Genomic DNA, 13,827 nt, shown 5'->3' on the forward strand with positions numbered 1-13,827 from the left:
CAAATTCTTTTTTTTGGGTTACTTAGATTAGGGAATTGTTGCGACTAGGAGGAATCTTCGAATGGATATTATAAGCAAGAATCGTTGGGTAGCACCGATGTTATCTGTGCTGCTTGTGTGTATAGTGGGGGTTAATGTAGTCCAGGCGACTGGGAAGTGGAATGAGGATAGTGATAGCAAGCAGATGACTGAGCTCACAGCATCTGTGCAAAATAATGGGGCAGTTTCTTCAAACGAAGATAGGCGAATGCTACAAGACGGGACAAGTCTGTCTAGTGATGCGTCTGCTTCGAATGCAGACTGGATTAATACGCTTCCGGCCAAAAACTGGCTGGCCTCTGCTCAGGAAGAGCAAGAGCTACAAGAAGCTAGAGCTAAAAATAAGGCGAGAGCAGCGGCGGCGGCTCAAGCTAAGAAAGAAGCAGCAGTGAAACTGGCGAAGATCGAGAAAGCCAAAGCAGCAGCTGCGCTTACAACTCCCCCCAAAAAACTTTACTTTACGCGGACCAAACTTCTGAACCAGGCGGACTCGAAGCTCGCTACCTGGTCATACAGTGTGTCTGATAAAGATGTGCTTCTGCTGCAAAAAATCGTCATGGCAGAGGCGGAAGGTGAACCGTACGAAGGCAAAGTGGCAGTTGCCAATGTTGTCTTAAACCGGCTGCGGTCAGCCAATTTTCCCGACTCCATTTACAAAGTAATATATCAGAAATCTCAGTTTAGTCCTGTGGCTAACGGACGTTTGAAACGCGTTGTTCCGAATGAGGACAGCATTAAGGCCGTGAATGCAGCATTGAACGGGAAAAAGGAAGTAGCCGATGATACGTATTATTTCTTATCATTGACACTTGCGGATGATCTGACAGTTGCTCGTTCACAGAAAAAGGTGAAAACCATCGGTCATCATACATTTTACAAATAAAACATGCTAAACGTGTTGAAGACCCGAAGGTCGATTCAAAAAGGTGCTTATCGTGCCAAAAATTCTGCAAACAGGCAGGCTAGTTAACTATGTGGGGTTCACAGGTGACCGAAAATTAGTCTGATATGCAGGTTTATTTCGTTGTTTTAGAATGTTCTATACCTATAAATTACCCTTTTATATGGAAAATCATACGATTAATTTATTGTAATAAAAAAGGTTCCTTCCAACTTGTGGAGGGAACCTTTTTGCAATCGGTGATCTAACTGAAAACGGACGTGATAAGCTTGAATGATATCAAATAACTTGTCTTATCCTCGGTAATACCCTCGTAGAACGAATCTATAGGGGTATAGAGGGCTTAGAATGGGATTCTGGTACCTGACAGCGGTGTGGCAGTTATTCCGGCTGTGAAGCGCTCCTTAGGAGCGTTTGTAACTTCGGTAGTCGTCGGAAATAATAAATCATGGACAGCCTGCGCACAGCATGTAGGGTCGTAAGTTGATTTTGGCTTGATTGTCCTAGTCTTATGAGACTGTTTCTCGGCCGACCTCTGAGCAGAATTCTGATCACATAATTCGCTAAATCGCTTCGAGATGACATCAGCTGAATGAATGACCTGCCCATATCCGGCTTGTACGAAATACTCACAGTTTTCTTCCTCTTGCCCGGGAAGCGGAGGAACAAACAGCATAGGTAATCCCTTTGCGAGTGCCTCCGTACACGTCATGCCACCAGGCTTCGTAATCAGTACATCGGATACATCCATCAGCTTGCTGACTTCACGGGTATACCCGTGGATCCGAATGTTAGGGTGCTGGAAGCAAGGCATTTCTTTCATTTTGGCAATCATCTTCTCATTGCTTCCGAGACAGAAGATGAGCTGCACGCGATCTGCCCAGGAAGCTAATGCCTTCATATGTTCCTCGTCAAAAGAAAGACCCCAGCCTCCACCCATCAGCAGGGCTGTTGGCATATCCTTAAGTCCGGACTCCTGTCTTAACTTGGCTTTGTCTCCTGCTTCCCAGAAGTCGGGATGTACCGGAATACCCGTAATTTGAATGCGGGATGGCTCCACCCCTCTAATCTCTAGCAATGCTTTGACCTGCGGGGTAGAGACGAGATATTTGTTAACCTCTGGATTAATCCATGTTGCATGGACATCGTAATCGGTAACGACGGTATATAAAGGAACATTAAGCCCTTGGCGCTTGAGTCTGGAGATAACAGCATTCGGAAAAGGGTGTGTACAGATCACGGCATCTGGCTTCAATTGAGCTACGACCTGCGCCGTCTGCGTATAGAAAATGCGGTGTAAAGCTAGTTTCGTAAAACCGTTAAGGGATTTATTATATTGTGTTCGGTATAACAGACTGACAAGTTTGGGCTGCACAGACAATGTCTTGCGGTATGCAGAGAAAATTAACGGTGCTACCGTTGGATTCAAAAATTTGCCGAGTTCAATCACTCGACTGTGGACATGCGGGCTTACTTTTTTGATTCCGCTTGCCAGCGCATGGGCGGCTTGGGTGTGACCGGTGCCGAAACCTTCTGATAATAAGAGCACTCTTGGTTTTCGCATGAGTTCACCTTTATTCATAAATTTAAATTCAAAATTCAATCATTCTGAGTGGATTTTGCCGGAACGTTGCGATACTACAAGAATATACAACGAAGCGGAAAATCATGTTTATTTATTCGTTAGATAATTACACAAGTTTGAGAATTCTGAGACATATAACTTCCGTTTCATTCGCGTTGATGGAATCATCATACACTATAGACGACGCTCCACGTAGTTTCCACTGCATTTCGGTTAAAAAATATTAACACAAATTTTTATATTTAGGGTTGCAATCATTTTTCAAAGGTGGTATTGTAATTTTTGACCGAATGACCGAAATGTATTTTTGGTCAATTCCTAAAGGACGATCATGTGATAAAGGAGGAGATATCATGGCTCCGATTGACCGGAGACAGCAGGTGATACAAGCGGCAACGCAATCGTTCGCCATGTTTGGATACAAAGCCACCACAATGGATCAGGTAGCCAAAATTGCGAATGTTGGCAAAGGAACGATTTACACGTTTTTTACGAATAAGGAGCAGTTGTTTGATCAGATTTTGGTGGACGTGATCCAGGAAATGAAGAACATTGCTCATCGTGAAGTACATCAAGAAAGTGCATTTTTTGAAAATCTGTTTCGTGTCTTGGACTCATTGTTGGAATTCAGACGGGATCACGATCTGTTGGTGAAACTTGCTCAAGAGTTGAAGGATTTTGGTACACTTCAGGCCAAAGAAGGTCTGGATAAAGTGGAAAAGGTCATTTCAGACTTTCTGACACGTGAGTTAGAGAAAGCTAAGGAATCAGGCGAAATTCGCGACTGCGATCCGCAGGTTGTGTCATTTATGATGATTCGATTATACATTGCCCTGACGTCGGATTGGAATAAGCAACATGAGCCACTTAGCAAGGAACAGATCAAAAGCTACTTTCGCCTTTTCTTAATGGAAGGAATTGCTGTTGTTACTTAAATGGTACGGCAGTGAGGCTTGTCGGAAGACAGGTTGTTTTTTTGCCCTGAATTGACCGTTTGAGGAAAATGGTCATACGTTATTTCAGAAATTTACTTCATGCATCAAATGTTTACATTACAAGAAATTCCTGCAGATTAGCAGAGACAAGGGGAGAAATGACATGAAATCTTTATCCGTGTTTTTCAAGGATGTGGGATCGGCCGTGAGAAACCCGAAGGTATTGATCCCCGTTATTGCCATTATGTTTATTCCGATTCTGTATAGTGGTATCTACCTGGCAGCCTATTGGGACCCATACGGTCATGTGGATCAGATGCCTGTCGCAGTGGTGAACCTCGATAAAGGGGCTGAGCTGGAAGGGAAGTCCTTGCATGTTGGGGAAGATCTCGTGGATGAACTGAAGAAAAATGCAGATTTTAAATGGGAATTTGTAAATAGTGCTCAGGCACAACAAGGCATGAAGGACGACAAGTACTACATGCAAATTACGATTCCTGAAAATTTCTCATCACAGGCTACCACATTGCTGGATGATCAACCTAAACCGGCTGACCTCATCTATGAACCTAACGGTAACTATAGCTTCGTAGGTGCTCAGATTGGTAAGACGGCGATCAAGGATCTGAAGGCAAAAGTATCAGCTAAAGTGACAGAGGCTTATGCGGAGACGTTGCTTGATAAGTTCTCCGAGGTGTCTGACGGACTTGCCGAAGCCGGAGACGGTGCTGGCGAGCTGAACACGGGTGCAGGCAAGCTCGATGATGGGGCTGTGAAGCTCAAGGATAATCTGGCTAAGCTTGCATCAGGAACGATCGAACTGCAAGAAGGGCTCTCACCTTTAACGGATGGGGTCAATGCGCTTCATACCGGAGCTACGAAGCTGGAGACAGGTACTTCAAGCTTGGTTTCTGGCCTGCAGCAGCTTCAAACAGCAGCCGGAACACAGCTTCAGAGCGGAGCTGATCAGTTGAAAGAGGGTAGCGACAAGCTGGCAGCTGGTCTGCAAACGTCGCTGGATGGTACAAGTAAGCTGCAAACAGGACTGCAAGCCTCCGAACAAGGTAGTGCTAAATTGTCAGAGGGTCTGCAAAGTGCGGTTCAAGGTAGTGGAACTTTAGCTACAGGATTGCAGTCGGCTGTCGACGGAAGTGGCCAGGTTGCAGATGGAGCCAAAGGTGTTGCCGATGGATTGAAGCAGCTTGCTGCCGCAAATCCAGAGCTAGCAGAGAGTGCTGATGTGCAGAAGCTGCTTGCAGCAAGTCAGGCGGTTGCCGATGGCAGTGCGCAGCTGCATGAAAGTGAGCAGAAGCTCGCACAGGGTGCAGGTCAGTTGCATGAAGGTAACCAACAACTGGCTACCGGAGCAGAGCAACTGCATGAAGGTCAGCAGCAGCTGCTTGCGGGTGCAGGTCAGCTTGTGGGCGGACAAGAGCAATTGCTCGCAGGTGTGAGCCAACTTTCTGATGGGGGTTCTAAGCTCTCAGATGGTCTGAAGCAATTTACAGGTAAGCTCAGCGAGGCTGCAAACGGCGGTGCGCAATTAGCAAGTGGTGTTAAACAACTTGGAACAGGCACAAGCGCTTTGCAAACGGGCGTTGGCAAATTAAGCGGAGGCGTATCTTCCCTAACGGACGGTTCCAAACAACTGGGCGATGGTGCAGGCAAGCTTGCCGATGGATTGTCCGAGTTGAAGGACGGTTCGAATGAGCTGGCAACGAAATTGAATGATGCTGCTCAGAAAACGTCTGAAGTGAAGAAAACCGATGATGTTGTGAATATGTTCGCTGAACCAGTGAACTCATCGGAGAATGAAGCAGAGGTTGTGCCAAACTACGGTACAGGATTGACGCCTTTCTTCTTATCCATCGGCTTGTTTGTCGGATCTCTGATCTCAACGATTGTATTGAAAATGCGTGATACATCCGTACCGGGTGCTTCTGGATGGAGTCGTTTCGTCAGCCGTACACTTGTCTTTAGTTCGATGAGCATCTTCCAGTCCGTGATTGTAGCAAGCTTCATGTTGTATGGACTTGGATTAGAGACACATAGTGTACCTCTGTTCTACCTGTTCACGATCATTACGGGTCTAACCTTCATGATGATTGTGCAGGCACTCGTAACATGGCTTGATCTGCCAGGCCGATATGTAGTCATCTTGCTGTTGGTCTTCCAACTGGCGGCAAGCGCAGGAACGTTCCCGGTGGAGCTAATTCCATCATGGTTGCAAGCGTTCAGTCCTTGGCTGCCAATGACTCACAGCATTATGGGCTTCAAGGCCGTTGTATCTAGCGGAAACTTTGATGTGATGTGGCATCAAGCTGGAATACTGGCGATCTACGCTGGAGTCTCCATCCTGCTCACGCTGGCCTTCTTCCTCTGGAACGGCAGAAAGCCTAAAAAGGAAGCTGAATTGGTCGAATCGGGTCAAGTTGTGACTGCATAAGCATAGAAAAGTGCGAAATTTCAAAAAAATAAAGTTTGATGTTCAGTATCAAAATTATGCAACATAGTAGTCAAATAGTGCAAAGAGCCTGTAGCCCTAAAATGGGTGGCAGGCTCTTTCTGTATACAAATGCATGCTAGAGTGATGAAGGAGGCTTACTAAGATTTTACATTTGACTAAATACGGCTGAAACTCACGCCCCATATGGAATGATTTTCTTTTGTCAGCAGATAAATTCAGTTGTACTCTCTCATAAAATGTGTATAATTATTCGAAAAAGAGATGAATTTAAACGTCAGCACACTAAAGCTGTACTGCAAAACATTTCTTATCAGAGGTATTAAAAAGTTTAAATTGCGCTGATGTTAGGTCGGTGTTAAAATAATAGAACTATATCAAAAAAACGTCGCTTCATAATGAGTGGTCGTGCCAGCGGCTACGTGTTGTTATATTTGGCTGTTACCGAATCGTTCGGTCAGTCCACTATCTAATAGCGTCTGCCTCAGTCGCAATGCTTGTAACTATGACAGATGATGGCTGTCACCTCTATTCAGCAGGCTTCATTAGTTAGCCCGCTCCTCCCGTATCATTGTTGCTTGTTGCCTATGTTCTTGATCTTTCCGAAATACTTCATTATAGAAAGGTTGCGTTCCATGAGACAGATCGGATTACCTCCTAAACAAGGTCTTTATGACCCACAGTTCGAAAAAGATGCATGCGGAATGGGTTTTGTTGCCAACATTAAAGGAAGAGCTTCACACGATATCGTTAGTCAGGCACTGACCATGCTTAGTAATATGGAGCACCGCGGAGGACAGGGCAGCGAGCCGAATTCCGGCGACGGAGCCGGAATCTTGATTCAGATTCCACATCGCTATTTTGCACAGGAAGCTGAACGCCTCGGATTTGCATTGCCAGAACAAGGATTTTACGGTGTAGGGATGCTGTTCCTTTCCCAGGATGCTGAGATTCGCCACGCACATGAGGAGAGCCTCAAGAAGATTATCGAAGAAGAAGGACAGACTTTCCTAGGTTTCCGGGATGTGCCTACTTATGATGAGATGCTTGGTCGTTCTGCATTGGCTGCGAAGCCATATGTACGTCAGGTGTTCATTGGCAGATCTGCCGATGTGAAGGATGAGCTTGGATTCGAGCGCAAACTTTACGTTATTCGTAGACGCGCTGAGCTTGCTATTCGTTATTCTGCGGATGAGAAAGAGGGCGGATCATTCTATCTGCCAAGCTTGTCTTGTCGCAAAATTGTATATAAAGGCATGCTGACAACGGAACAAGTTGGACAGTTCTATCTGGATCTTCAAGAAGAGTCTGTGGAATCGGCGATTGCGCTTGTTCACTCTCGTTTTAGTACGAACACCTTCCCAAGCTGGGAACGTGCCCACCCGTATCGCTTCATGATCCACAACGGTGAGATCAACACGATGCGTGGTAACGTGAACTGGATGCATGCTCGTCAATCCTTGTTCGAGAGCGAAGTTTTCGGTAATGATATCTCCAAAGTGAAGCCAGTCATTAATCCGGACGGTTCCGATACAGCGATGTTTGATAACACGCTTGAATTCCTCTATTTAAGTGGACGCTCTTTGCCACACGTAGCGATGATGATGGTTCCTGAGCCATGGAGCACAGATGAGGGAATGGATCCTGCCAAAAAGGCATTCTACGAGTATCACAGCACGATGATGGAGCCGTGGGATGGACCTGCAGCAATGGCGTTCACGGACGGGTTGCAGATCGGTGCAACGCTCGACCGTAATGGTCTTCGTCCTGCACGTTATTATGTAACGAAGGATGACCGAATCATCCTATCTTCCGAAGTTGGTGTATTAGACATTGAGCCGGAAGAAATTCTGTACAAAGACCGTCTACGTCCAGGACGTATGCTGTTAGTAGATACAGAGCAAGGACGCATTATTTCCGACGAGGAAGTCAAAGCTCAAATTGCAGCCGAGAATCCGTACCAGGATTGGCTCGATGAGCACTTGATGGATCTGAATGAATTGCCAGAAGCACCTGAGCTACCAGATCCAAAACACGATAACGTGACTCAACTTCAGCTTGCTTATGGATATACGTTTGAAGAATTACGCAAAGTGCTTGAGCCGATGGCATCAACAGGTATGGAAGCAACAGGTTCCATGGGTTATGATGCACCACTCGCAGTATTCTCAGATCGTCCACAGCGTTTATATAATTACTTTAAACAGATGTTTGCTCAAGTAACCAATCCGCCAATCGATGCGATTCGTGAAGAGATTGTTACTTCAACGGCAACTACGATTGGACCTGAGCGTAACTTGCTGAATCCTGAACCGGAGAGCTGTCGTCAGATTCGTCTGGACACACCGGTATTGTCTAATGAAGACTTTGCCAAAATCCGTCATGTACGTCGCCCTGGCTTCCGTTCTATGACGATCCCAATCTTCTTCGCAGCGAAAGAAGGAGCAGAGGGACTTCGCAAAGCAATGGATCTGCTCTTTGAAGCAGCGGACCGTGTCATCGACAAAGGTCATAACATTCTGATTCTCTCTGACCGCGGCGTAGATGCGGAGAATGCAGCAATTCCTGCATTGCTTGCTGTAGCAGGACTGCATCACCACTTGATCCGTCAAGGTACAAGAACGAAAGTTAGTATTTTGCTTGAGTCGGCTGAGCCGCGTGAAGTTCATCACTATGCATTGCTGCTAGGTTATGGCGTAAGTGCCGTGAACCCGTATCTGGCATTCGAAACATTGGATGACATGATCCAGCAAGGCTTGCTGCGTGGTATTTCACATGAGAAAGCTGTGAAAAACTACATTAAAGCCGCGACTAAAGGCGTTATTAAAATCTTGTCCAAAATGGGAATCTCAACGATTCAATCGTATCGTGGAGCGCAGATTTTCGAAGCAGTGGGTCTGCAATCCGATTTCGTTGACCGGTACTTCACATGGACACCTTCCCGAATCGGGGGAATTGGACTTGAAGAGGTTGCGGCGGAAGCATTGACACATCATAACCGTGCCTTCACTGAGAAAGACGGTAACGATAAGGTGCTGGATTCCGGCGGTGATTACCAATGGCGTAATGATGGAGAAGAACACTTGTTCAATCCACAGACGATCCACACGCTACAGCATGCTGTACGTACTGGCGATTATAAATTGTACAAAAAGTATTCCAAACTGGTTCAAGGTGAGAATGATCAATTGCTGACCATTCGTTCGATGCTGAAACTGAAACCAGTTGGTAACGCAATTCCTTTGGAAGAAGTAGAGTCCGTCGAATCCATTATGCGCCGTTTCAAAACGGGAGCGATGTCCTTCGGATCAATCAGTAAAGAAGCACACGAAGATCTTGCCATCGCAATGAACCGTGTCGGTGGTAAATCGAACACAGGTGAAGGCGGAGAAGATCCGGCTCGCTTCATTAAAGATAGCAACGGCGATTCACGTCGAAGTGCAATTAAACAGGTGGCATCCGGACGTTTCGGTGTTACTTCCAACTATTTGGTTAACGCTGACGAGATTCAGATCAAAATGGCGCAAGGAGCAAAACCGGGTGAAGGTGGACAATTGCCAGGGCGTAAAGTATACCCTTGGGTTGCTGAAGTTCGTGGATCAACACCGGGCGTAGGTTTGATCTCGCCACCACCGCATCACGATATTTATTCCATCGAGGATCTGGCTGAGCTCATTTATGATCTGAAGAATGCTAATCCACGTGCCGAGATTAACGTGAAGCTAGTATCGGAAGTTGGTGTAGGTACAATTGCAGCTGGTGTAGCTAAAGGCCGTGCCGACATCATCCTGGTTAGTGGTTATGACGGTGGTACAGGTGCATCCCCACAAGGCTCAATCCGTCATGCGGGTATGCCGTGGGAGCTAGGTCTTGCCGAGACACATCAAACGCTGATCCTGAACAATCTGCGTGACCGTGTCGTATTGGAGACAGACGGCAAAATGCTGAATGGTCGTGACTTGGTCGTTGCGGCATTGCTGGGAGCAGAAGAGTATGGCTTCTCCACAGCACCACTCGTTGCTCTGGGTTGTATCATGATGCGTGTCTGTCAAATGGATACTTGTCCTGTTGGTGTGGCGACACAAAATCCGGAACTACGTAAAAACTATATGGGTGATCCAGAACACGTCGTTAACTTCATGCGTTTCGTTGCAGAAGACGTTCGTGAGATCATGGCTGACCTTGGTTTCCGTACCATTCAAGAAATGGTGGGTCGCACAGACTGCCTGGAGACTGTAGAAGCAGTGGATCACTGGAAGAAAAAAGGTGTAGACCTGTCCGTATTGCTGCATGTGCCTGAGATGCCAGAAGGCTCTGCACGTTACCGCACGCAGTACCAGAATCACGGATTGGAAGAGACGTTGGATATGCAGCAATTGCTTCCTCTCGCAGGGCCAGCTATTGAATCCGGTCAACCGGTAGAGGCTGTGCTTCCAATTACAAACGTGAACCGTGCCGTAGGTACAATTCTGGGCAGTGAAGTAACACGTAAATATGGTCTTGCTGGATTGCCAGAAGATACAATTCAATTCAAATTTGTTGGATCTGCTGGACAAAGCTTTGGAGCCTTTGTTCCGAAAGGGATTACCCTGACGGTAGAAGGGGACTCCAATGACTATGTAGGTAAAGGTCTATCCGGTGGTAAACTCGTTGTAATGCCTTCGCCAAAAGCGACATTTGACGCTGAGGACAATATCATCATCGGAAACACTGCTCTCTACGGAGCAACAAGTGGCGAAGCTTATATCCGCGGAATCGCGGGCGAGCGGTTTGCTGTTCGTAACTCTGGAGCTAAAGTTGTTGTTGAAGGTGTAGGCGACCATGGTTGCGAGTATATGACAGGTGGGCGTGTCGTCGTTCTGGGCGATACAGGTCGTAACTTTGCAGCAGGGATGTCCGGAGGTATTGCGTATATCTACGATCCAGAAGGAACGTTCTTGCAACGTTGCAACCTGGAAATGGTACTGTTGGAGCGTATCGAGGATACAGCAGAGAGCGCAGATCTGCGTGGAATGATTGAACGCCATGTTGCGAATACAGGTAGTGCTGCAGGTCAGCGCATCTTGGAGAACTGGCAGCAATCGGTAGATCAGTTCGTGCGTGTCATCCCGAAAGACTTCAAACGTATGACAGAGCAGATCGAACGTATTCAAGCGACTGGACTGACGGGCGAAGCAGCGTTGCTGGCGGCATTTGAAGCTAACATGCGTGAGCTTGCACGTACAGGCGGTTAATTGTTGAACAATTGAGCAACGGACCTTTTTCGGCTGAATTCCATATTCGACGCTGAACATGCCGTTAGGCATGCTTCGTAATCAAAATTGTCCTTTTTAAACAACATCTAATGGGAGCTTTATGTTTGCCTGTGTGGCATGCATAGAGCTCCTATTTTGTTTTCGACAAAATTAGAACCCCGACCAAAAACGCTATCGCCATGAGACGACAACATTGAGGAGGCTTCTCAAGTATAATTAGGCTAGTTTTGGAGCACAGGGAAAGTATTAAGATAGGAGAGGTTCGCGGAATGAATATGAAAAATCCAAACAAGGGCGATCGCAAGCCGAAAGGTGAACACGTTGAAACAACCGAGATGGACATCAAAAAAGTTTTACTGCAATGCGGAATCGACCCAGAGCGTTGGAACGATTACATATCCTCCGTCAACAACATACGTCCTTGACTAGAACTGGAAGATACTAATGAAATGGAGGGAATTGAAGACAAGAAAAAACCCAGAAACCGATAAATTGCTTTTCGGTGCTGGGTCTTCTTTTGCAAATCTAATCCTCTAATCCATGCTACGTTCCATACGGACAAAGGCAATAAAACGACGTGCCTCTTCTTCGGTCAAGGGTTTACCGTCGATCATCAGGCCGAAGCGTTCCAACACTTCCTTATCCGATAATTCAAGAGAATCAACAAATTCCCGAACGTCCTCATCCATTACCATATCACTCTGCTTCGTACGCCCAATGAGATAATCAATGGATACACCAAAGATATCTGCAAGCCTTGTTAACACTTCAAAATCCGGTTTGCGTCGGTTCTTCTCATAATGGGAGAGTGCAGCCCGGGTAATATGGATGGAGCTCGCAAGTTCTTCTTGAGTAAGTCCCCGCTGTTCCCTTAATTCAGCAATGCGATTCCCGTAGTTCATAAGCCATTTCCCCCTGAACGCCATGTCAAATATATATCGAAACAATCCTGAGCTATTTTTTGATCAGGGCAGCTTTCCTGCAAAAATGATACGACCGCACCAGATTAATACAACCATTGGCATGTAAAAAGACAGCGAAAATGATGCAATCTAGGTCTGTCTAAGGACATCTCATATTGTCGTAAATCAAAAGAACCATGTCCAAATACTGCTTGACATGATACAATTTGTATCGTAAATTGGACGTAAGGAGTTACAAAATGTATCATTTGGAATAATTTAAGTATCTCCTCGTTGCCAGATCTGTATACCTGTGAGAAGGGAGGTCAGGCAACGAATGCGTTACTAATCCATTCTAAAAGGAATGAAGCCATGAACTCATTGATTCAGGAATGGGCTGATCTAGAGTTAAATGTCCATATGTATATCCGGGAGTTTAAGGGTAAAGCCTTGAACCGCAAACGTCGTCCCGTTCTACTCCTTGGAATGGATACAAGTGCGATCAGTTTCCTGAGTGATTTGGTCTTACCAGTGTCATCCGAGATGTTGATAGGTTTAGATGTGGAAGATCACCATGTGTGTCTACGACTCCAGGCGGTACCCGAATGGAAACAACCTTTTGGAGAACTCACATTGTATCATTCCAAGTTGCATATTCAGCAAGAACAGAAACTATATATAACTGGACAGTTAAACACTATGCTTCGTGATGTTCAATTTCCGGCGGTATCTCGCGTTTTGTATGAGAAATTAATGACTCAACCAACGGTGCAGAAAACATATCATTACATTAATTTTACCATATAAAAAGGAAATATATTCGAAAAGATGCATGTACTTAACGCCATTTTACTATATTTCATAGCGTTATGCATTAGTTCTTTAACACCAAAAGCATTTGCGCAATGAATAAAGGGGCAAGGGGGATCATACTATTTCAGGAAGTTTGCATATGGTTGAAATGCACTGCCACATTTTATCTGGTCTTGATGATGGCCCTGTTCATATGGAACAGTCTATCGCCATGGCTGAGAAAGCGGCCGCTGCTGGCATAACCTCCATCATTGCAACTCCGCATCACCTGAACGGGCGCTACAACAACGAACCGATCGTAGTCAATCAGGCAGTGGATCTGCTCCATGCAGAGCTTCGCAAACGCAACATTCGATTGGATATTTATCCCGGACAGGAGATCAGAGTGCATGACACACTGATTGGAGATCTCTATGCAGGCAGATGCTGCACACTTGCCGGGAGTCGCTACATGTTGCTGGAATTGCCTTTTGGCTCTATTCCCTCGCAGTTCCCCAATATACTTCATGAATTACGGGTAGCTGGTATCACACCTATTATTGCTCATCCGGAACGTAATCTAATCTTGCTGAAAAAGCCGAAGCTGCTTGCAGATTATTTGAAGCAAGGCGTGCTGTGCCAACTCACGGCTCAATCTTTCACAGGACTTTTCGGGCGAAAAGTTCAGAAATGGTGTTTTCATTTTTGCAAAGAAAACGGGTTTCATTTCATTTCATCAGATGCTCATGATACACGTCAAAGAACATTTGCTGTTAATGAAGGAAACAAAATGATTGAGCATTACTTTGGAATGGATGCCGTCAGGCGGATAGCGGAAAATGCTTCCCACATTCTATATAACTCTGAACCGATCATTACTCGGTTTAATCCCCGAAAGCTCCGCATGCTTCTTTGGTAGCTCGAAGTGAGATTGAGCCATGAATCATGCAACAT

The 13,827-nt window shown here is 45.8% G+C and carries 9 protein-coding genes; 7 read left to right on the forward strand and 2 right to left on the reverse strand.

Annotated elements, in window-relative coordinates; translation table 11 throughout:
• Window positions 1-61 precede the first annotated feature (61 nt).
• Window positions 62-922 carry a cell wall hydrolase gene (locus M3636_RS19850; RefSeq protein WP_128100681.1) on the forward strand — a complete coding sequence of 287 codons (861 nt, stop codon included), beginning with the start codon at window positions 62-64 and terminating at the stop codon, window positions 920-922.
• A gap of 361 nt (window positions 923-1,283) precedes the next feature.
• Here the strand turns inward: M3636_RS19850 and M3636_RS19855 are convergent, their stop codons facing one another.
• Window positions 1,284-2,504, reverse strand: a complete 1,221-nt coding sequence (locus M3636_RS19855; protein WP_128100682.1) for an MGDG synthase family glycosyltransferase — start codon at window positions 2,502-2,504, stop codon at window positions 1,284-1,286.
• Window positions 2,505-2,878: 374 nt separating this feature from the next.
• Between M3636_RS19855 and M3636_RS19860 the strand changes: the two genes are divergently transcribed.
• The 4 genes from M3636_RS19860 to M3636_RS19875 all read left to right on the forward strand — a co-directional run bounded on the left by M3636_RS19860 (window position 2,879) and on the right by M3636_RS19875 (window position 11,604).
• Window positions 2,879-3,460: a TetR/AcrR family transcriptional regulator gene (locus M3636_RS19860; RefSeq protein ID WP_128100683.1), complete on the forward strand. Its 582-nt coding sequence runs from the start codon at window positions 2,879-2,881 to the stop codon at window positions 3,458-3,460.
• A 163-nt stretch (window positions 3,461-3,623) separates the two neighbouring features.
• Window positions 3,624-5,906 (forward strand): YhgE/Pip family protein, encoded by a 2,283-nt coding sequence (locus tag M3636_RS19865; protein ID WP_251383729.1) that lies wholly within the window; start codon window positions 3,624-3,626, stop codon window positions 5,904-5,906.
• Between the two features lie 653 nt (window positions 5,907-6,559).
• Window positions 6,560-11,158, forward strand: coding sequence for a glutamate synthase large subunit (gene gltB / locus M3636_RS19870; protein ID WP_251383730.1), 4,599 nt, complete (start codon window positions 6,560-6,562; stop codon window positions 11,156-11,158).
• Between the two features lie 290 nt (window positions 11,159-11,448).
• The gene (locus tag M3636_RS19875; protein WP_156395379.1) at window positions 11,449-11,604 is read left to right on the forward strand and encodes a hypothetical protein; all 156 of its coding nucleotides are present in this window, start codon (window positions 11,449-11,451) and stop codon (window positions 11,602-11,604) included.
• Window positions 11,605-11,712: 108 nt separating this feature from the next.
• On the opposite strand, the gene M3636_RS19880 is transcribed toward M3636_RS19875, so the two are convergent.
• Window positions 11,713-12,081, reverse strand: a complete 369-nt coding sequence (locus M3636_RS19880; RefSeq protein ID WP_056694267.1) for a helix-turn-helix domain-containing protein — start codon at window positions 12,079-12,081, stop codon at window positions 11,713-11,715.
• A gap of 372 nt (window positions 12,082-12,453) precedes the next feature.
• On the opposite strand from M3636_RS19880, the gene M3636_RS19885 reads away from it, so the two are divergent.
• Together M3636_RS19885 and M3636_RS19890 are read left to right on the forward strand one after the other, a co-directional pair.
• On the forward strand, window positions 12,454-12,888 hold the full coding sequence (locus M3636_RS19885; protein ID WP_128100685.1) for a hypothetical protein: 435 nt from the start codon (window positions 12,454-12,456) through the stop codon (window positions 12,886-12,888).
• Window positions 12,889-13,033: 145 nt separating this feature from the next.
• A complete protein-coding gene (locus tag M3636_RS19890; protein WP_128100686.1) occupies window positions 13,034-13,792 on the forward strand; it encodes a tyrosine-protein phosphatase in 759 nt (252 codons plus the stop codon).
• The last annotated feature ends 35 nt before the right edge of the window (window positions 13,793-13,827 follow it).

Source organism: Paenibacillus sp. MER 99-2 (genome assembly GCF_023714095.1).
Classification (GTDB): domain Bacteria; phylum Bacillota; class Bacilli; order Paenibacillales; family Paenibacillaceae; genus Paenibacillus.